The following is a 21,285-nucleotide window of genomic DNA, read 5'->3' on the forward strand; positions in this document are numbered from 1 at the left end:
GGAGGGTTTTTAGTGGCGGGAGATCAAGTCAATTTATTTCCAAATAATCCGGACGCTGCAACGGTCACACACTTTGTTGTTGGCAAGGTCGCGGCCGTTTTTTTCAGCAGTGCCGATAGTTTTTACAAAGTTTTATTAGTTAAAGTTAGTGAACAAAATATTGATTGGCACGAAGACGAGATCGTCGTTACCGGAAACTTTGCCGATATCCAGGAAGAAACGACTTACCGCTTTACCGGTCGAACGGTCAAGCACCCCAAGTACGGGGTGCAATTTCAGGCGGATAATTACCAGAATCAAACCCCGACGTCTCGTAGCGGCTTAATTGCTTACTTATCCGGGAGTGATTTTGAAGGTTTGGGACGGCGGACGGCCGAACGAATCGTGGATACCCTGGGTGAAGACGCGATTGACAAAATTTTGGCGGACCCGGGAGTCTTGAAACCAATTGGGATGCGGGCGAGTGTTGAGCGGACCCTCCTAGACACACTGAGAGTCAATAACGGTCTGGAACAGACTATCATTGGTTTAAACGCGTACGGATTTGGGAGTCGCCTAGCTGCAGCCATTTACGGTAAGTATCAGGGCGATACCTTAAACGTTATTCAAGAAAATCCGTACCGACTCGTGGAGGATATTAAGGGAGTCGGGTTTAAAAAAGCGGACCAGATTGCCGCACAGTTAAAAATTGATCCCCAGGCCGATAGCCGTTTAAAAGCGGCTTTGTTAACGGAAATCAACGAGGTTTGTGCGCAGAACGGGGACACTTATACAACTGCCAAGCCGTTGCTTAACGCGACGATGCAGTTACTAGAGTCGGCCCGTCACGTCCCAATCGACCCGCAAAAGCTGGCGGATCAGTTGGTCGCGCTGGCCCAGGAAAATAAAATCGTGGGTGACGAAAACCGAATCTATTTGAGCGATTTATACGAATCCGAGTGGAAAATTGCGGAACACTTGAAACGATTAGTGGCAGCGGATAATGACGGTAATCTGACGGATCAGGCGGTTGAACGGGCCATTAAGCACGTGGCGAAAGCGAGCAACTTAACCTACGACGACTCCCAGACCCAGGCGTTAAAGTCGGCGATTACCGCGCACGTCTTCTTACTAACTGGTGGTCCCGGGACCGGGAAAACGACCATTATTCGGGGGTTAGTTGCCCTGTTTGCCGAATTACACGACGTTTCGTTGGACGTTAATCAGTACAAGGATAAGTCGTTTCCAATTCTGTTGGCCGCACCGACCGGCCGGGCTGCCAAGCGGATGGCGGAAACGACCGGGTTACCGGCCAGCACGATTCACCGGCTATTAGGTTTGACGGGGCGTGAAGACGGTCCCGAGGAACCCACCAAAGACCTGGACGGGGGCTTACTGATCATTGACGAAATGTCGATGGTTGATACGAGCCTGTTTCAAACCTTATTACAGGCCGTTCCGAGTCATATGCAAGTTATCCTGGTGGGCGATAAAGATCAGCTGCCTTCGGTGGGGGCCGGTCAGGTTTTTCATGACTTGTTGCAAAGCCCCGATTTACCACAAATTGAATTAACGACCATTTATCGCCAGGACGACGATTCTAGTATTATTCCACTGGCCCACGCCATTAAAAACGGGCAGTTGCCCGCTGATTTTACGGTGAATCAAAAGGACCGTTCGTTTATTAGTTGTAACGCGTTTCAGGTTAATCACATCGTGGAACAAGTGGTGGCTCGCGCGCAGGCGAAGGGGTTCACGGCGGAACAAGTTCAGGTCTTGGCACCGATGTACCGGGGGGCGGCGGGTATTGATCAACTGAATACTACCGTTCAAAAAATCTTTAACCCGCTAAAATCCGCCCGCCAAAAACATTTGGAATATAACGGGCAGGATTTCCGAGTCGGTGACAAGGTGCTGCACCTCGTCAATTCACCCGAAGACAACGTTTTTAACGGGGACATTGGAAAAATTGTTGGTATTGATCTCGCCAACGACCCGCACAATAAATCGAAAAAAGATCAGATCACCATTGCGTTTGACCAAAACGAGGTGACTTACCAACGGGCCGACTGGAACCGACTGACCTTGGCCTACAGTATGTCGATCCATAAATCCCAAGGTAGTCAGTTCAAGATGGTTATTTTACCGTTAGTCCCTCAGTTTTCCCGGATGTTACAGCGGAATCTTTTGTATACGGCGGTGACCCGTGCCGAGCAGATGTTGATTTTACTCGGCGATCAGCAAGCGTTTGAACGGAGTGTGACGAACGAATCCGTTAACCGCCAGACGACCCTCACCAAACGGCTGCAGCAGGTCTTTAACGGCCAGCACACGGCGGCACCCACAACGGCGTCAACAACGGAAACTTCTACGAGTACGCCGGCTGAAAAAACGTCCCGGACAACTACGCCGAGTGCTGACACTCCGGTTGAATCAGCCATCACGGAGCCGCACCAGTTGACCCCGGCGTTAGTCGCAGCCGGTCAAATTGATCCGATGATTGGGATGAACGGCATTACGCCGGCCGATTTCATGCCGCAAGCCTAGGGCACATAATACTTGTAATCACCAATTATTAATCGTGAACTTAATTATCATAAAAAAACGGTGGCGAACAGCTATTTAAACGGAGATACTGTTATAATCAAGTTATATGACATGAAAATATTTTATGGAGGTCGTTATGTCAACAGATGAATCGTATGCCAAGCTGAAATTGTTTGCGTTAAATTCTAACCTGCCGTTAGCAAAGAAGATTTCTGAGCGGGTCGGTATTCCGCTGGGAAAGAGTTCCGTTAAGCGTTTTAGTGACGGGGAAATTCAAATTAATATTGAAGAGAGTATTCGTGGTGCCGAAGTTTTTGTCATTCAATCCATTTCGGAGCCGGTTAACGATACGATCCTAGAATTATTGATCATGATCGATGCTTTGCGCCGGGCCAGTGCGAGTGAAATTAACGTGGTCATTCCGTACTATGGTTATTCACGGCAAGATCGCAAGGCCCGTTCACGGGAACCCATCACTGCAAAGTTGATTGCCACGTTACTAGAAAAGGACCGGGCGACCCGGATTCTAACGATTGACTTGCACGCTGCTCAGATTCAAGGGTTCTTCGATATTCCCGTGGATCACTTGATGGCGGCGCCAATCTTGGCCAGTTACTTCAAGGACCGGGGAATCACTGAAAACTTGGTGGTGGTTTCACCGGACCACGCGGGTGTTTCGCGGGCACGTAAAATGGCGGAGTTGCTCGGGGCCCCCATTGCAATCATTGATAACCGGCATCCGGATGACGACGACGTGGTTCCCGACAGTATTATTGGGGACGTTGCGGGGCGGGTTGCCATTGTGATCGATGATATGATCGATACGGGGACGCGTTTCGACGTGTCGGCCAAGACTTTGCAAAAAGCCGGGGCGGCTAAGATCTACGGTTGTGCAACCCACGCCATCTTTTCACAAGACGCAACCACTAAGTTGGAAGCTTCACCACTGGAAAAAGTGATTGTAACGGACACTATTCAGATTCCAGCAAACAAGCAATTTGATAAATTGGTTCAGTTATCCGTCGGTCCTTTGTTGGGTGATGCAATTAAATTGGTGCACGCGCAACAGCCGGTGGACGGTTTGTTTGATCCCAAAATTTAAGAAAAGCTAAACGGGTACCCGGTCGTAAAACACTGGGTATTTTTTTATTTATATTCCGGCGTTATTAGGTGAAACGTATGGAATCGGACGGACAACGCTTTCATACTGCTAATTAAACTTGGCTTATCGCACCGTTAGTTATTCGTTCATGCTAATAAACGTTGATGTGCCGGGAATTTGTATTGACCGGCAAATATTAATTAATTTTCGTAATAAACGCACCGTTTCACAAAAAAATAAGTAATTCTAGTTTGTATTTTCCTAAATTGTGCTACAATAAAATTATGATTTGTAAAAGACGTTAAGCTTTTCTTAAGATAATAACTTGATTGCCTCGATTTGAATTTCCTAAAAGGAGTGAATTTAATGTCACAAGCACACACAACGGGCAAGGTCCTAGCCGGTACGGTTGGTGCCGTTGGTTTATTGCTTGCTACAGGACAAGCTGCCAATGCGGCTTCAGTCACGGTTAAAGCTAATGATACCGTCTGGAGCCTCGCTCAAGAACACGGTGTTTCCGTCCAAAGTATTGAAAAATTAAACAAGATTCAAGCACTTGATGATAGTACCGATTTGATTTTCGTTGGACAAAAAATTCAGGTTAACGGTTCACAAAAGGCCGCTAAAAAAACAACGACGAAAAAGGCTAAATCGGTATCCGCAAAGGGTACATATGCCGTCAAAGCCGGTGATACGCTCTGGGCGCTTGCAGATCAGTACCACACTTCCGTTCACGCATTACAAACGTTAAACGGTCTATCTGGTGACGTAATCGTCGTTGGTCAGTCCCTTCAAATTCCGGGCGCTACGACGAAGCAGGCGACCCCAACATCGGCGACTGCCCAGACCGCTACTAAGGCTGCTAGTACTAGTAGTGCTGAAAGCACCAGTGCCGCTTCGGTAAGCAGTATGCGGGTTGCTAGCCAGGCCTCAACGACGCACGCAGCAACGACGACTAGCAGTAGTACGGAAAGTTCCGCAACCAGTGCCACGTCCAGCAGCACTAGTTCCGTAGCTAGTGCTAGTTCAACCAGTCAAGCAACTAGTTCGGTTAGCGCGACGACGTCGTCCACGACCAGTGCTAGTTCGACGGCACCGGTTAAAGCGACGGCTTACAAGGCCACGGTCACGAGTAGCAGTTCAACGAAGCCTGCGAGCCAAGCAAGTTCACAGGCGGCGTCCACGGCCAGCTCGCAGGCAGTGTCATCCGCTACTCAGAGTAGTTCAACGGCGACGTCCACGGCCAGCCAGAGTTCCAGTTCGGCTGCAGCTTCATCAACGACTAGCCAAGCGAGCCAAAGTTCCAGCTCAACCGCAACTTCATCAGCAACTAGTCAAGCTAGTCAAAGCACGAGCACCGCTGCTGCTACTAGTAGCAGCAGTACGGCCACGACGAGCAACGCTGACTTAGCTACCGGTTCCGTAACCGGATTAGCATTGAAGTTGGCCAGCGCTAACATTCCGTACGTTTGGGGTGGCGCGAGCCTTTCTGGGATGGATTGTTCCGGGTTAGTTTCGTACGTTTACCAGCACGCTGCGGGAATCTCATTACCACACAGCACGATTGCTCAGGAAGGTTACGTCACGACCCACTCAGTTGCCGACGCACAGCCGGGAGACATCTTGTTCTGGGGTTCACGGGGTGCAACTTACCATGACGCGATTTACTTAGGCAATAACCAGTTCGTAGCCGCACCAACCACTGGTCAAAATGTGAAGGTTCAGACAATTAGTTCTTACTTCATGCCTAGTTTTGCCGGTACGGTTAAATAAGATTAATTATTCAACGGCCAGTTGTCCGTCTTTGCGGACGGTCTGGCTGTTTTTATGTTTAAAAAAAGTTACTTTTTAGGATTTAAAGTTTGTTAGGATTGTGGTATATTAAGTTTGCTGTTTTTCTAACGGAAAAACTAGGACTATTGTTTTAAGGGAGTGTTAAAGTGAGTAACAGATTTGAGATCCTGGAAGAATACCAAGAAGCTAATACGGAGTTGGACCGTTTAAAGGGGTTGGCAGCGCGTCAACAGGATCGCTCACGGGTCGTGACCATTTACCCGCATTTAAAGGAGCGGGTCAGTCACTTATCCCAAAAATGTGAACAGCTTGATATGCTTCTGGAAGCAATTAACGCTTCAGAGGACTAATACAAAGCAAATTAACTTTAGGCCCACGTTGTTTAAGCACCGTGGTCAGAAAGGTAAAGCGCGTAAATGACTCAATTTGTTTTGAGTTATTTACGCGCTTTATTGTTTTTGTTCTTTTTTACGTTGACGGGTTGAGTACCGTCCTCGCGTTACGCTGCGAGCGCAATTACCAGTTTAATATTACGGTAACTGACGACTAGGCTTTGGGAGTTAACTCCTAACCGGTTATCCCGAGGGTCACACGCCCAGAGACTCGTAAGTATTAGTGGTGATCATGGATGCTTGTGTCAATCCAAAACGGGTAGGGCTTAGTCGTCAGATACAGGTCGTAGTTGCGGTTCCCGATGATCTGGCCGTCCATTTGCCCAATTTCGACCGATTTAACTAATAGGTGCAGGTTTTTACTGCGGTAGTGGTGGACAAACCGTGAGTTGAGGTGACGTCCGCCCATCAGAAGTAGGGCAAACAGCCACAGTACGGTCCACCAGTGTGGTTCTTGGACGACAATCAGTTCTAATTGGTTGTCGTGCAGGCTCGCACCCGGCAAAATTTTGACACCCCCGCCAAAGTAGGGGTGGTTAGAAGTCGTACATAAAAACGCGTGCCGGTAATAGTCGCGTTTGCGGCCCACGTGAACGGTCAGGGAAAAGCCTTCCTGTTGGGAATACGCTTTTAACGCGTTACTCAGATAGGCCCACTGTCCCAAACGGCCCTTCTGTTTGCTGCGGTTCGTATCGTCAACGATCTGGGCATCAAAACCTAAGCCGACGTTGTTGACAAAGTAGCGGTGTTCGTTTTTTAACGTTTCGTGGTAGTAACCGACGTTCAGTTCGCGGGCGCGCATATTATTTAAAACTTGGGCGAGGGCGATCTCCGGATCAGTTGCCATCCCGAGTGCCCGGGCGAAGTCATTTCCCGACCCACCGGGAATGTAACCCAGGGGGATCGGATCGGTGCGGGGAACTTGCATCAAGCCGTTTAAGGCCTCGTTAAGTGTGCCATCACCACCGATAACTAAGAGCACCGGTGTGACTTCGGGGCGGTAGCGGGCCGTTTCCGCAAACCTGGCAGCCAGTTTAGTCGTGTGACCGGCGTATTCGGAAACGTGGTAGTCAAACTTAATTTGACGTTGTTCAAGCAGCGGCCTGACCGTTTCCCAAACCGTTTTACCACGGCCGGAGCCGGCTAATTCGTTAATGATAATGTCGTATTCAGCAATCAAATTTACACCTCACAAAGATCGGGGTGGTCGTGACCAACCCCTTACACCACAAAAAGCCGGAACGGGATCGTTCCGGCAAGTGGTTAATTCATGATGAGCATCGGTAAAATCATTGGGTGCCGTTCAGTCTTATCAAATAAGAAACTTTGAAGGTCATCAATGATGGCGTTGCGGATAGTGGCCTCACTAGCTTTATCCGACTTCATCTTACGACGGATCGTGCGGAAGACGTGTCGGCGAGCTTCGTTGATGAGGTCACCAGATTCACGCATGTAGACAAAACCGCGGGAGAGAATGTCTGGACCGGCCTGAATTTCTTTCTTCTTCAAGTTGATCGTCGCAACGACTACGACTAACCCTTCTTCAGAAAGAATTTGGCGATCGCGGAGAACCACGTTACCAATGTCGCCAATTCCGGAGCCGTCAACGTAAACGTCACCAGCGCCGAAGTGACCCGCCACCCGGGCAGAGTCCTTGGTGAAGGCGAGGACGTCACCATTTTCCAGAATAAAGCTGTGGTCAAGTGGAACCCCACACTGTTCGGCTAGTTCGGTATGAATCTTAAGCATCCGGTATTCACCGTGAATCGGCATGAAGAATTTCGGCTTCATCAACCGTAACATTAACTTTTGTTCTTCTTGGCCACCGTGACCGGAAGTGTGAATGTTATTCACCTTGCCATGGATCACGTGGGCACCGGCTTCTTCAAGTTCGTTGATAACGTGGTTGACACTGAGTGTGTTTCCCGGAATCGGTGAACTTGAGAAAATGACGGTGTCGCCCGGCTCAATTGAGATCTGGCGGTGGGTTCCGTTGGCAATCCGCGAAAGGGCTGCCATGGGTTCACCTTGCGACCCGGTACATAAAATCATCACCTTGTTGGCGGGTAACGACTTAATGTCATTAGCGTCAACGATGGCTTCATCTGGGATGTCTAAATATCCGAGTTCGCGACCGTTGACGATGGCGGCTTCCATACTCCGACCAAAGACGGCAATTTTGCGATGGTGTTCCAAGGCAACCTGTGCCGCTTCTTGAATTCGGGAAATGTTGGAGGCAAAGGTCGCAAAGATGATTCGACCCGCCACCCCTTCAAAAATATGCCGAATGGAGTGGGCAACCCAGCGTTCCGATTTAGTCCAAATGGGCCGTTCGGCGTTGGTGCTGTCAGATAGCAACGCCAGCACACCGTGTTCGCCAAGGTGCGCCATTTTTTGGAGATTCGGCGGCTGGTTAGTAATTGGTGTTAGGTCGAACTTATAATCCCCGGTTTCCACAATGGTACCCGGTGGTGTTTGAACGGCGATTCCGAGTGTGTCCGGAATCGAGTGGGTGGTTCTAAAGAACGAGACCCGGGTTTTACGGAATTTTAAGACGGTGTCTTCATTAATTTCGTGTAACTCGGTGGTCTTTAACAACCCGTGTTCCTCGAGCTTACCCTTAATTAAGGCCAGGGCGAGGGGGCCGGCGTAAATTGGTACGTTGATCTGTTTAAGCAGGAAGGGAATCCCACCGATGTGATCTTCGTGACCGTGCGTAATCACCAGTGCTTTTATTTTTTGCTGATTTGCAACTAGATAAGAATAGTCCGGAATGACGTAATCAATTCCCAAAAGTTCGTCTTCTGGGAACTTGATGCCGGCATCAATTAGAATAATCTCATCTTGAAATTGGACACCGTAAGTGTTTTTCCCAATTTCGCCCAAACCGCCGACTGCAAAAACAGCGGTTTCGTTGTTCTTAACGTTTAACCGTTTCATTTATTAAACTCCGTTAGTTGAAACTCTGGATTTTTTTGTTCGTAATCCAAGAAGTTACCTTCTAACGGTTCGATAAATTCAATGTTGTACTTGGTATTATCTTCCACTAACACACGAGCTGCGACTTCGGTGTCCGCTTCTAAGTAGAGGGACTTAGTCGTTTCGCGTTGTGGGTTCCGTTTTTTGGTTTCTTGGTAATATACTTTGTAAATCATTAACAAAACTCCCTATGACAAGATTTATTTAGAAACTAACGTTCTAAATAGTAGCAAAAATAAAAGTTTGATCCGTACACCAGGTTGTGTAAACACAACAATTATCTTTCATTTTAGCATAATTTGGAGGAGGTGTATACAATGTTAACTTTCTTCAAAATCACCGTGATTAAACAATAATTTTTTTGTAAAACATGCTATGCTGAAAAGGAATAAAAAGCTGATAAAAAGCTGATAAAAAAGTAAAATTGTGAATGAGTGTACAATTGAATTGTGGGGGACCGACCATGTGGACAATCGTTACGATCATCATTGGGTTAATCTTTGCCATCATTATCTATGAAATTTTGCGCCGCCAAGTTTTAAAACGGACCGCCTTAAAAATTCGGCATGCTGGTCAGCGAACCGCGGATGGAGCGATGCAAACGGCCTTGACCCATTTAGCGAGTGCGGTTGAAGTCCAGGAAGTTCACGGCAGCTTGCATTCCGTCCCCGTTGCGGATGTTTGGGGGCGGGGCGTCATGGCCTTCGAATACGTATTAGAGACACCGGGAATGGTCAAGGCGGATCTGCCGGAAGTCCGGCGCCTGTTCAACAACCAGTTTCAGCGTTACGCGGATGACCAGCACATTACGGCGTTTCAAAACGCGGGCCCGGCGTTGCGGGTAACCGATGCCTGGCTACGGGCGGGGCAGCTGCACGTTGACGTGGCTTATTTAATGAACGAAGCAACGCTGGAGTATTTAGACGATCTACGGCGGTTGAATCAAAGTGACAGCGGCCAATAAAAAAGCGCTTGGATAAATTTATCCAAGCGCTTTTTTATTGATTTAAAGCCGATTAGGAAATTAAAACCAAATCGTCATCAGCGGCAAACGGGTTCGACGCGTTAATGTGGTCGTAGAATAAAATCCCATGCAAATGGTCAATTTCGTGTTGGCACACAATGGCGGGGTAGTTCTTTAAACGAATCTTTTTCTGTTCGCCGGCCATGTTGTAGTAGCGCAAGGTGATCCGGTCATGACGAATCACGTAACCGTCAATGTCGCGGTCGACGGATAGGCAACCTTCACCTTCCGTTAACGCACCGGGTTGAACGGAGTGGCTAATGATGACCGGGTTAATGATGACATCTTTAAAAATGGGGTCGTCACCTTCGTTGTCGCCGGGTACCAGGACAGCTGCCATTGATTCTGACACGTCGACTTGCGGGGCGGCCAGACCAACGCCGGCACGTAAACCGTACTTTTTAGCCAGTTCAGGATCCTGGCTGTTCTCTAAGTATTCCATCATATCATTAGCTAATTTTTGATCAGCCGCACTAAGTGGAAACTGAACCTGTTTAGCTTCCGCACGTAGGGTGTCGTTACCTTCGCGGATGATATCTCGCATTTTAATCAATCCAAATTACCTCCAAAAACTTTGCTGTGATCTGAACAGACCGCGCTGTTTACACTTACAAACTAGTTTAGCATAAGCCGGCCATAAAATGTAGAAGCACTCCCGAAATTTCATGAAAGTCAAGTGAATGATCAAATTAAATAATTCACAATTGAAGGGGCCTTAAAGACTGGTATTTCGGACTTTGGAAGGGCTTGCAAAAGATGAAAAGCAATGGTAAGTTAGACTTGTAATTATGAAAACGATTACGGACGACGGTTGTTAAAAACTAGTCCGTACGTTCATGAAAGGGATGTGTCATTTATGGACAACGAAAAACCAATTGTTGATTTTAGTGCGATCCGTGATACGTTGGGAAAAAATTATGAACCCGTGCAAGTAATTGACGGACAAGCTAAAGTGCTCAAGCCTGAAATTGTCTCTAAATATTCAAATGATCAGTTAGTTGACTTCTTGAAGTTAATGATTTGGGAACGAACGTTACACCAACGTTCTAACGCATTGACACGGCAGGGGCGCCTTGGTTTCTACGCACCAACCGAAGGACAGGAAGCCAGCGAAATGGGGAGCAACTCCGCAATGAAACGGACCGACGTTTTGATGCCGGCTTACCGGGACATTCCACAGTTGATTCAACACGGACTGCCAGTATATAAGGCGTTTCTCTGGTCACGCGGACACGTATTAGGTAATGAATATCCGGAAGACTTACACGCAATGCCACCACAAATTATTATTGGCGCACAGTACGTGCAGGCGGCCGGAGTAGCGTTAGGAATTAAGAAGAACGGTACCGAAGATAAAGTTGCTTACAGCTATACCGGTGATGGCGGGACGTCGCAAGGGGACTTCTATGAAGGCATGAACTTTGCTGGGGCCTTCCAAGCACCCGCAGTCTTCATCGTTCAAAATAACGGTTACGCCATTTCCGTTCCGCGGCGCAAACAAACGGCTGCCCGGACGCTGGCACAAAAGGCCGTAGCAGCTGGCATTCCAAGTGTTCAAGTTGATGGGATGGACTTCTTAGCCGTTCACGAAGTTACCAAGGCTGCCAGAGAATACGCCGCAGCGGGTAACGGTCCGGTCATGATTGAAACCTTGACTTACCGGTTCGGTCCGCACACCAACGCCGGGGATGACCCGAAGCGTTACCGGACCAAGGAAGAAGAACAACCATGGTTCGACAACGATCCGTTGATTCGTTACCGCAAGTACTTAACGGATCAAGGTGCTTGGTCGGAAGATCAAGAAAACGAGTACGTTGAACAAGTTAAAGCCGATATTAAAGATGCCGTTAAACAAGCGGATGATGCACCAAAGCAAAAAATGACCGAGTTTTTGGAGAACGTTTTTGAAGAACAACCACAAAACATTCAACAACAAATTACGGAATTCCAAGCAAAGGAGTCGAAGTAACATGTCAAAGAAAACGTATATTCAAGCGATTACCGATGCACTTCGATTAGAACTCGGGTCCGACGAAAAGACCTTAGTTTTTGGTGAAGACGTTGGTAAAAACGGTGGGGTTTTCCGCGCCACCGACGGGCTTCAAGCCGAATTCGGCGAAGACCGGGTTTTCGATACTCCTTTAGCAGAATCCGGAATTGGTGGTTTATCCATTGGGTTAGCCCTCGAAGGCTTCCGTCCGATCCCTGAAATTCAATTCTTAGGTTTTATTTTTGAAACGTTGGATTCCATTGCGGGTCAAATGTCGCGGGAACGTTTCCGGACAGGGGGCACGCGCCACATGCCAATCACCATCCGTTCACCATACGGTGGTGGGACCCACACGCCGGAAATGCACGCCGATTCGTTGGAAGGTTACTTGGCACAGATCCCTGGTTTGCGGGTTGTGACCCCGTCTAACCCATACGACGCGAAGGGCTTGCTGATTTCCTCCATTCGCAACAATGATCCGGTCTTCTTCCTAGAAAACTTAAAGTTATACCGTTCGATGAAAGCGGATATTCCGGACGAAGCTTACACGGTACCGTTAGATAAAGCGGCCGTTGTGCGTGAAGGCACGGATATTTCGTTGATCGCGTACAGCGCGCAAGTTAACCAATCCTTGAAGGTTGCGGAAAAGCTTGAAAAGGAAGGTATTTCCGTTGAAGTCGTGGATTTACGGACGCTGTCTCCATTAGATGAAGAAACCATTTTGAAGTCGGTTCAAAAGACCGGGCGCGCCGTTGCTATTCAAGAAGCCCAACGCCAAGCCGGCATCGCAGCCAACGTTGCTTCCTTGATTGCCGAAAAGGGTGCGCTTTACCTAAGTGCACCGGTTGGTCGCGTTTCAGCACCAGACACGGTTTACCCGTTTGGCTTAGCCGAAGACGACTGGTTACCAGCCGAAGATGAAATTGAAGCAAAGACCCGTGAAATTTTAAACTATTAAATTTGAGGGTCACGTGATACTGATAAACAGTCGGGGACGACTGTCATGAAAGGAAGTTATCCAATGGCTTACGAGTTTAAATTACCAGAGCTTGGTGAAGGTCTTGAAGAAGGCGAAATTGCATCATGGCTCGTAAAACCTGGCGATGAAGTCAAGGAAGACGATTCTCTTGTTGAAATTCAAAACGATAAATCAGTTGAAGAATTACCATCACCAGTAAGTGGTAAAATTATCAATATTTTAGTTCCAGAAGGTGAAACGGCTAAGATTGGTGACGTGATTGTGACCATTGATGATGGTTCGGGCGACAACGCCGAACCAGCCGCCGCACCGGCAGAAAATGCAACCGCTGACAAACCGGCTGACGCAACCCCAGCGCCGGCAGCTGCACAACCAGCACCTGCAGCTAACGCATCGGTTGTTCCGAGTGATCCTAATAAGCCGATTCTGGCAATGCCGTCGGTACGGCAATATGCGCGTGATAAGGACGTTGACATCAGCTTAGTTACCCCAAGCGGAGCCCACGGTCAAATTACTAAGCAGGATATTGACAATTACACGGGCGCACCAGCCGCAACGGGTAAGGCGGCTCCAGAAGCCACCAGTGCCCCAGCAGCCAAGAGCGAAGCGGCACCGGCGCCAACGCCGGTCAAGCCGTACGTTTCCGATACGCCAGAACTGGAAACCCGTGAAAAGATGACGCCGATCCGTAAGGCGATTTCTAAAGCGATGGTTAACAGCAAGCACACCGCACCACACGTTACGTTATTTGACGAAGTGGAAGTCAGTGCGTTGATGGCTCACCGGAAGAAGTACAAGGCCGTGGCCGCGGATCGGGATATCCACCTGACCTTCTTGCCATACATTGTGAAGGCCTTAGTGGCGGTCTTGCAACAATTTCCAGAATTTAACGCGTCCATCGACGGGTCAACTAACGAAATTGTGTACAAACATTACTTTAACGTTGGGGTCGCAACTGACACCGACCGGGGATTGTTAGTACCAGTCATTAAGCATGCCGAAGCCAAGGGCTTGTTTGCCATTGCCAAGGAAATTACGGACAATACGCAAAAAGCTTACGATGGCAAGTTGAAGGCCAACGAAATGAGTGGGGCTTCTATGACCATTAGTAACATCGGCTCCATTGGTGGCGGCTGGTTTACACCGGTGATCAATCAACCCGAAGTTGCCATTCTCGGGGTTGGCCGTATCGGTAAAGAACCGTACGTCAACGAAAATGATGAAATTGTCGTTGGTAAGATGCAGAAACTCTCACTCAGTTTTGACCACCGTTTGATTGACGGTGCAACGGCCCAAAAGGCAATGAACTTAATGAAAGAGTTGCTGCACGATCCAGAATTACTTTTGATGGAAGGATGATGTCGGAATGGTTGTAGGAGATTTTGCTGAAGAACGCGACACAATGGTCATTGGTGCGGGTCCCGGCGGCTACGTCGCAGCCATCCGCGCGGCGGAACTCGGTCAAAAAGTAACAATCGTTGAAAAAGAATACATCGGCGGGGTATGCTTAAACGTCGGTTGTATTCCATCCAAGGCCTTGATCAGTGCCGGCCACCGGTTACAAGAAGCTAAGGATAGTAAGATTTTTGGGATTAAAAACATTCAAGACCCGGTTCTGGACTTTAAAGTAACCCAGAATTGGAAAGATCACCAAGTAGTTGACCGCCTAACCGGCGGGGTTGAGATGTTGCTTAAAAAACACAAGGTTGAAATTGTTCGTGGTGAAGCTTATATGCACGATAACCACACGTTGCGGGTCATGAACGGTGACCATACGGGCCAAACTTACAAGTTTAAGCACCTGATCATTGCGACCGGTTCACGGCCAGTTGAAATCCCGGGCTTCAAGTTTAAGGGCCGCGTGGTGGATTCAACGGGTGGCTTGAACTTACCGGAAGTACCGAAGGAATTAGTTGTCATTGGTGGGGGCTACATTGGCTCCGAATTAGCCGGTGCATACGCTAACTTAGGCGCGCACGTGACAATTCTGGAAGGAACCCCGTCAATTTTGCCAAACTTCGAAAAAGACATGGTCAAGCTCGTCTTGAATAACTTTAAGAAGAAGGGCGTCACGGTAATCACCAACGCCATGGCTAAAAATTCGGAACAAGACGACGGTGGCGTAACCGTCACTTACGCGGTAGATGGTAAGGAAACGTCAATCCACGCCGACTACTGCATGGTCACCGTTGGTCGGCGACCAAATACCGACGACATGGGGATGGAATATACCGACGTGAAGTTGACCGACCGCGGCTTAATCGAAGTTGATCAGCAGGGGCGGACGGCCGCCGAAGACATCTTTGCCATTGGTGACATCGTTGCCGGCCCGGCGTTAGCGCACAAAGCGTTTGCGGAAGGTAAGGTTGCCGCCGGTGCCATTAGCGGTAAGAAGACGGCTAACGACTACGTTTCGGTTCCGGCCGTGTGCTTCACGGATCCGGAACTGGCCACGGTCGGCATGACCAAGGCCGAAGCGGAAAAAGCGGGCTTGACAGTTATCGCTTCGAAGTTCCCGTTTGCTGGGAATGGACGGGCGATCTCCTTGAACTCGATGGACGGCTTTTTCCGGCTAGTCACGACTAAGGATGAAGGAACCATCGTCGGTGCCCAAATTGCGGGGCCCGGTGCGAGTGACCTGATTTCTGAGTTGAGTGTTGCCGTTAACGGTGGGATGAACGCTGAAGATCTAGCGTTAACGATCCACCCCCACCCAACCCTGGGTGAAGTGGTGCAAGAAGCCGCTGACGAAGCGATGGGCTTCCCGACCCACATTTAATAACACCAATTTTTAGTTGCGAGAGTTTGGGACGAATAGCGTCTCGAACTCTCGTTTTACATAGTCAAACTTGCCAGCGGTACCCAACGAATACTGGGCTTAGTTCCTAAAAAAACGTTAAACTGGGTGGCTAACGATTAGTCCGGTTTGACGCCGAATGTTACAAAAGAGTAAACTTTTTATTAACGTTTACTTGTATTCGTTGACAGCTTAGGTACAATTATTAGCGAAGGTTGGGAGGATTAACATGAACAATACCGTTATTATTCGTGGATTATTCGAATTCGTACAGCAATTAATATTGATCGCAATGGCCAAAGACTTGCCATTAAAACTAGTGGTCGCTACTGACAGTGATGAAGCCCCCCGTTATCAGGGGCTCGTTACGGCTAGCTTGACGTGCCGGCAATTTACGCTGGCTGCGCAAACCAAGCCAGACTACTCACAGGCGGACTGCCTGATTATCGGAAACTTAGTGCCCTTAGCCACTGACCGGGACACGGAGGGGGACTTAAAAGCCACCTTACCACTGTTTCGGTCGTTCGTGAACGCGGCGATGGGTGCCGGCTTCAATGGAAAGATTATTTTGACCGGGTCTAACGATGCCGTTTTGAGCGTCTTAGCGGCCCGCTTTAGTGGTGTTGACCATCAACGAGTCCTGGGACTCGGAACCTTGGCGCAGAGCCGGCTACTAGAGCAGGGCTTGCGTCGACAGCTCAGTGTCGGTGCTAACGACGTGCACGCGTTTGTCGTGGGGACCGCACAGTCCCACTTGATTTCGTGGAGTCGCTCGTACATTGGTCCGGCACCGGTTATGACCTACTTGGCAAACCAGGACACCAGCTTTGGGATGGAAGAGATGACCGCCGCCGCTGAGCAAATCGACGACCCGGCAATCGTTACCAATCCCACGTTGAGTGTGTTAGCATTAGTACAGGTCTTGAATGCTTTTTACAACCAGGCCCCGTTTATTGGGACCGTGACGAATGTTCAAACGAGTGCTGATGATCAGCTAGTGGGGTTGTCCTCGCCAGTCTTGATTGGTGCTAACGGAATTAAGCGGTTAGCCAACTTGGTACTATCGGATGAAGAACAAAAAGAATACGCTGAGATTGCCAGTCAGGTTCGTGACGAACTTGACCGGGTCGAAGCGGGGGAGTTTGAACAAGATGACGACCAAAAATGAGAATTACCAGTATCCGCTAAACGACGCGTGGTCAACCGCTGAAATCATTACGGTAACGACTTTTTATCAGCAAATTGAAGCGGCTAATGAAGGGGGCTTGCCCACCGCGGACCTCTTAACGGCCTACCGAGCTTTTAAGACCGTCGTACCGGCGAAGTCGGAAGAAAAACAATTAGGACGGGCATTTGAAGCCGCCTCTGGTTACAGCATCTACCGGACGATCCAGGCGGCGCTGGCGACGAACAAACAACGATTTTTATACCGGGGTTAGGTGAGCAACGTGGAAACGGCACAACTCGAAAAACTGAATCAAGCCATGCAGGTAGTGATGCAAACGGCCAGAGCGCAGGTTTTAACTAAAATGGGAACTAAGCTGACGGTGGCCGAAAAAACCAGTCGGCGTGACCTAGTCACTAACGTGGATCATAGCAACGAGGATTTCCTCGTTCAGCGGATCCGTCAACTGGACCCACGCGCCCACGTTCTGGCTGAAGAGGGGCGTGGAGACCAGGTGACGTCCATGGCCGGGCACGTCTGGATCGTTGACCCCATCGACGGCACCATGAACTTTGTGCACCAGCGCAACCACTTTGCTATCATGGTCGGTTACTACGTTGACGGTCAGCCAACGTTGGGCTACATTTATGACGTGATGGCTAATAAACTGTACGCCGGCGGTCCCGCCGTGGGAGTGACTTTAAATGGCCAACCACTGGCGGCGCCGGTCGACCTCGACTTGGCAGACGGTTTGTTTGGTGCCAGCGCACCGTTGCTGATTCACGATCGGTTTAACATGCAACGGGTGATTGCGGCGAGTTTAGGGGCCCGAATTTTAGGGAGTGCTGGGGTCCAAATCAGTCAAGTGCTGGCCGGCGAACTGGTGGGCTACTTGTCTTACCTGCGTCCGTGGGACTTTGCGGCTGGACGGGTCCTTGCGGAAACCTTAGGCTTAGTCGTGTCGCAAGTTGACGGCACGCCCGTAAATATGTTATCATCTGGTGCTGTACTAGTAGCGACGAGGCGCACGCAACGCGCCGTCTTGGCGATCGTCAAGTAAATGATGGGACTGTGACCCATACGTCACAGTTTTTTTATGCCACCGGGTGAAAACCAGTGAAAACGTCGTTACGAGCTCATTAAGCCAACCCTTGTAACTTGATAGTAACGACGGATTGTATTAATATATGTAAGATTTCTGCTGTCGGAGGATAGTAAGAATTTTGAAGGATGAAAGGAAGATCAATTTTGAAATTTAGAGATGATATCCGCAACATTGCCATTATTGCCCACGTTGACCACGGTAAAACAACGTTAGTTAACGAAATGCTTAAACAATCGGATACCCTTGACGAACACACGACGATTGGTGATCGGGCCATGGACACTAATGCCATTGAAAAGGAACGCGGTATCACGATCCTTTCAAAGAACACGGCCGTACGCTACGGCGACAAACAAATCAACATTTTGGATACCCCAGGACATGCCGACTTCGGTGGTGAAGTTGAACGAATCATGCGCATGGTTGACGGTGTTTTGTTAGTTGTTGATGCTTTTGAAGGAACGATGCCCCAAACCCGTTTCGTTTTGAAGAAGGCCTTGGAACAACACTTGACCCCAATCGTCGTTATCAACAAGATCGACCGTCCGGGTGCCCGTCCTGAAGAAGTTGTGGACGAAGTCTTAGACCTCTTCATCGAATTAGGTGCCGACGAATCACAACTGGACTTCCCAGTGGTTTACGTTTCAGCGCTGAACGGAACTTCAAGTTACGAATCCGACCCAGCTAAACAAGAACACACGATGAAACCAATTTTTGATACGATTATCAAAACGATTCCAGCACCAATTGATAACTCCGACGAACCGTTACAATTCCAAGTTGCCTTATTGGATTACAACGACTACGTTGGTCGTGTTGGGATTGGTCGGGTCTTCCGAGGAACCATCAAAGTCGGTGACAGTGTTACCGTTATGAAGCTTGATGGGAGTAAGAAGAACTTCCGGGTCACTAAGTTATTCGGGTTCTTTGGTTTACAACGTTTGGAAATCAACGAAGCCCACGCTGGTGACTTAGTTGCCGTTTCCGGGATGGAAGACATCAACGTTGGTGAAACGGTTGCGGATTCCGCAACTCCCGAAGCTTTGCCAATTTTACGGATCGACGAACCAACTTTACAAATGACCTTTGGGACCAACTCATCACCATTTGCTGGTCAAGACGGGAAGTTCGTGACGGCGCGTCAATTGGAAATGCGGTTAAAGGCTGAACTTGAAACCGACGTTTCACTGCGGGTCGATGACACTGACGAACCCGGTTCATGGGTCGTTTCTGGTCGTGGGGAATTGCATTTGTCAATTTTAATCGAAACGTTACGGCGTGAAGGTTACGAATTACAAGCATCCCGTCCAGAAGTTATTTACCGTGACGTGGATGGTCAACGTTGCGAACCGTTCGAATCTGTTCAAATCGATACACCAGAAGAATACACCGGTGCGATTATTGATACGTTATCGAAGCGTAAGGCTGAAATGAAGAACATGGAAAGTACTGGGAACAACCAATCACGGTTGACGTTCTTAGCACCTTCCCGTGGGTTGATCGGTTACTCAACCGAATTCTTATCATTGACCCGTGGTTACGGGATCATGAACCACACCTTCTCGAAGTACTTGCCAGTTATCAAGAACTGGAACCCTGGCCGTCGTAACGGGGCCTTGGTTTCAATTAACCAGGGTAAGACGACGACGTACGCTACGATGGGAATTGAAGACCGTGGGACGATCTTCGTTGACCCAGGTACCGACGTTTATGAAGGGATGATTGTCGGCCAAAATAGTCGTGAAAACGACATTTCGGTTAACATCACCAAGGGTAAGAACATGACCAACGTCCGTTCTTCAAACAAGGACTTGACCGCTACGATCAAGACACCGACCCACTTAACGTTGGAAGAATCATTGGAATTCTTGAACAGTGACGAATACTGTGAAATCACGCCGGATCACGTTCGTTTACGGAAACGTATCTTGAACACGAGCGCCCGTGAAAAGGAATCTAAGAAACGTAAAATGAATAAATAAGCTTAATTAGTTGGCTTAACAACGTCCAGTCGGTTGACTGGGCGTTTTTTTGTGGTCAAAATTGTGCTTAGCGGTCGGTAAATCCCCCGGCACCGTTGAAAATCTGGTGATGAGCGTCGTTGGGAGCGTGTTCAAATAATCCCTAAAAAAATGACAAATTACGCGTTGCACATGCTGTGATAAAACGGACTATGCTATAATTACTGCAAGTGAACTGTGGGTGTCGACTTGACGAATCGACACCTAATTTAACAATTTAGTGGGGTGGGATTTTAGCTCATGATGAAGAAGCTACACTATCTGGACTATGGCTTGTTTATCCCGTATCTGATTTTGTGTGGAATCGGGATCGTCATGGTTTACTCGTCAAGCTCGTTCGTGGCGACTCAAAATGGGAGTACCCCCACGGGTTATTTGATCAAGCAACTCATGTGGGTTGTGATTGGGCTAGCGGTCACCTTTTTCTGTATGAACTTGAAGATCGAGTACTTTAAGCGAACCAGACTGCTCGGGTGGCTGGGCTTTGCGATGCTCGGGGTTTTGATCGTTTTGCGGATGGTCGGAAAGTCGATCAACGGGGCGGCCGGCTGGATCACGTTGGGACCCGTCTCAATTCAACCAGCCGAGTTCTGTAAATTTTACCTGATCGTCTACTTAGCTGCCATCATTGCTCAGCGGGAAGCCCACTTTGGGGTTGCGCGGATTCGGGAATTGGGTTCTCAGTTTATGATGCTGTTTGCCATGATCCTGTTGATCTTTATTCAACCCGATCTCGGTGGGGCCACCATTAACCTGGCCATTGCTGCGGTTATTTTATTTGCGAGTGGGATCTCGTTTTACGTTGGTGTCGGCATATTTGCCGGGGCCGTCGCGGGTTTTGAGTGGGTGCTGGTACCGCTAGTTAGTAAGTTGCCGCAGAGTGCGTTTGCGAATTCTTACCAACTACGCCGTTTTCTTGGCTTCTTGAATCCGTTCAAAACCGCTTCCGGGGCCGGGACGCAGTTGGTCAATTCCTATTACGCCATTTCCAACGGCGGGTTACTCGGGGTCGGAATCGGTAATAGTATTCAGAAGCGGGGCTATTTACCCGAACCTAACACCGATTTTATTATGTCGATCACGGCGGAAGAACTAGGTTTGTTAGGGATTCTTTTTATCATGTTGTTGTTGGCCGTGATCGTGGGGCGGACGATCTTTGTTGGGGTTCGTTCCAACAATACGTTTAATTCCTTAGTATGTTACGGGGTGGCTGCGTACATGACCATCCAAGCATTTATCAACGTTGGTGGGATCATCGGACTGATTCCGATTACCGGGGTCACGTTCCCGTTCATCAGTTACGGTGGTTCCAGTATGGTGGTGCTGACCCTTTCACTTGGCCTGGTGTTGAACATCAGTGCGCTTGAGAAAATGGAACGGGCCAACGCCGTTCGGCAAGCTGGCTAGGACG

General features: G+C 48.8%; 18 protein-coding genes. 14 read left to right on the forward strand and 4 right to left on the reverse strand.

Annotated features, from left to right (window positions below):
- Positions 1 to 12: 12 nt before the first annotated feature.
- From recD2 to D1831_RS01660, 4 genes are all read left to right on the forward strand, one after another.
- Positions 13 to 2,526, forward strand: coding sequence for an SF1B family DNA helicase RecD2 (gene recD2 / locus D1831_RS01645; RefSeq protein ID WP_125071010.1), 2,514 nt, complete (start codon positions 13 to 15; stop codon positions 2,524 to 2,526).
- Positions 2,527 to 2,662: 136 nt separating this feature from the next.
- The gene (locus D1831_RS01650) at positions 2,663 to 3,628 is read left to right on the forward strand and encodes a ribose-phosphate diphosphokinase (protein WP_125071013.1); all 966 of its coding nucleotides are present in this window, start codon (positions 2,663 to 2,665) and stop codon (positions 3,626 to 3,628) included.
- A gap of 366 nt (positions 3,629 to 3,994) precedes the next feature.
- On the forward strand, positions 3,995 to 5,401 hold the full coding sequence (locus D1831_RS01655; protein WP_125071015.1) for a C40 family peptidase: 1,407 nt from the start codon (positions 3,995 to 3,997) through the stop codon (positions 5,399 to 5,401).
- Positions 5,402 to 5,568: 167 nt separating this feature from the next.
- Positions 5,569 to 5,772, forward strand: a complete 204-nt coding sequence (locus D1831_RS01660) for a hypothetical protein (protein ID WP_125071017.1) — start codon at positions 5,569 to 5,571, stop codon at positions 5,770 to 5,772.
- A gap of 262 nt (positions 5,773 to 6,034) precedes the next feature.
- Here the strand turns inward: D1831_RS01660 and D1831_RS01665 are convergent, their stop codons facing one another.
- The 3 genes from D1831_RS01665 to D1831_RS01675 form a co-directional block, all read right to left on the reverse strand.
- The gene (locus D1831_RS01665; protein ID WP_125071019.1) at positions 6,035 to 6,994 is read right to left on the reverse strand and encodes a diacylglycerol/lipid kinase family protein; all 960 of its coding nucleotides are present in this window, start codon (positions 6,992 to 6,994) and stop codon (positions 6,035 to 6,037) included.
- An 83-nt stretch (positions 6,995 to 7,077) separates the two neighbouring features.
- Positions 7,078 to 8,754 (reverse strand): ribonuclease J1, encoded by a 1,677-nt coding sequence (rnjA, locus tag D1831_RS01670; RefSeq protein WP_125071021.1) that lies wholly within the window; start codon positions 8,752 to 8,754, stop codon positions 7,078 to 7,080.
- Positions 8,751 to 8,969, reverse strand: coding sequence for a DNA-directed RNA polymerase subunit epsilon (locus D1831_RS01675; RefSeq protein ID WP_125071023.1), 219 nt, complete (start codon positions 8,967 to 8,969; stop codon positions 8,751 to 8,753). The genes rnjA and D1831_RS01675 overlap by 4 nt, the downstream gene beginning before the upstream one ends.
- A 287-nt stretch (positions 8,970 to 9,256) precedes the next feature.
- On the opposite strand from D1831_RS01675, the gene D1831_RS01680 reads away from it, so the two are divergent.
- Positions 9,257 to 9,757 (forward strand): hypothetical protein, encoded by a 501-nt coding sequence (locus tag D1831_RS01680; protein WP_125071025.1) that lies wholly within the window; start codon positions 9,257 to 9,259, stop codon positions 9,755 to 9,757.
- A gap of 52 nt (positions 9,758 to 9,809) precedes the next feature.
- Here D1831_RS01680 and def read toward each other — a convergent pair whose 3' ends face one another.
- Complete coding sequence (def, locus tag D1831_RS01685) at positions 9,810 to 10,370, reverse strand: peptide deformylase (protein WP_125071026.1); 561 nt, start codon at positions 10,368 to 10,370, stop codon at positions 9,810 to 9,812.
- A gap of 303 nt (positions 10,371 to 10,673) precedes the next feature.
- On the opposite strand from def, the gene pdhA reads away from it, so the two are divergent.
- From pdhA to D1831_RS01730, 9 genes are all read left to right on the forward strand, one after another.
- Entirely contained in the window at positions 10,674 to 11,786 is a 1,113-nt protein-coding gene (gene pdhA, locus D1831_RS01690; protein WP_125071028.1) for a pyruvate dehydrogenase (acetyl-transferring) E1 component subunit alpha, read from the forward strand.
- Position 11,787: 1 nt separating this feature from the next.
- Positions 11,788 to 12,765 (forward strand): alpha-ketoacid dehydrogenase subunit beta, encoded by a 978-nt coding sequence (locus D1831_RS01695; protein WP_125071030.1) that lies wholly within the window; start codon positions 11,788 to 11,790, stop codon positions 12,763 to 12,765.
- Between the two features lie 63 nt (positions 12,766 to 12,828).
- A complete protein-coding gene (locus tag D1831_RS01700) occupies positions 12,829 to 14,145 on the forward strand; it encodes a 2-oxo acid dehydrogenase subunit E2 (protein ID WP_125071086.1) in 1,317 nt (438 codons plus the stop codon).
- A gap of 7 nt (positions 14,146 to 14,152) precedes the next feature.
- On the forward strand, positions 14,153 to 15,565 hold the full coding sequence (gene lpdA, locus D1831_RS01705; protein WP_125071031.1) for a dihydrolipoyl dehydrogenase: 1,413 nt from the start codon (positions 14,153 to 14,155) through the stop codon (positions 15,563 to 15,565).
- Between the two features lie 247 nt (positions 15,566 to 15,812).
- Positions 15,813 to 16,751 (forward strand): Rossmann-fold NAD(P)-binding domain-containing protein, encoded by a 939-nt coding sequence (locus D1831_RS01710; RefSeq protein ID WP_125071033.1) that lies wholly within the window; start codon positions 15,813 to 15,815, stop codon positions 16,749 to 16,751.
- Complete coding sequence (locus tag D1831_RS01715; protein ID WP_125071035.1) at positions 16,735 to 17,022, forward strand: UPF0223 family protein; 288 nt, start codon at positions 16,735 to 16,737, stop codon at positions 17,020 to 17,022. Before D1831_RS01710 ends, D1831_RS01715 begins: the two co-directional genes overlap by 17 nt.
- A 45-nt stretch (positions 17,023 to 17,067) precedes the next feature.
- A complete protein-coding gene (locus D1831_RS01720) occupies positions 17,068 to 17,808 on the forward strand; it encodes an inositol monophosphatase family protein (protein WP_404819877.1) in 741 nt (246 codons plus the stop codon).
- A gap of 188 nt (positions 17,809 to 17,996) precedes the next feature.
- Positions 17,997 to 19,835, forward strand: a complete 1,839-nt coding sequence (gene typA, locus D1831_RS01725; protein ID WP_125071039.1) for a translational GTPase TypA — start codon at positions 17,997 to 17,999, stop codon at positions 19,833 to 19,835.
- 279 nt (positions 19,836 to 20,114) lie between these two features.
- Positions 20,115 to 21,281 (forward strand): FtsW/RodA/SpoVE family cell cycle protein, encoded by a 1,167-nt coding sequence (locus tag D1831_RS01730; RefSeq protein WP_125071041.1) that lies wholly within the window; start codon positions 20,115 to 20,117, stop codon positions 21,279 to 21,281.
- Positions 21,282 to 21,285: the final 4 nt, after the last annotated feature.

It is taken from the genome of Lactiplantibacillus garii, from assembly GCF_003885105.1.
Taxonomy (GTDB): domain Bacteria; phylum Bacillota; class Bacilli; order Lactobacillales; family Lactobacillaceae; genus Lactiplantibacillus; species Lactiplantibacillus garii.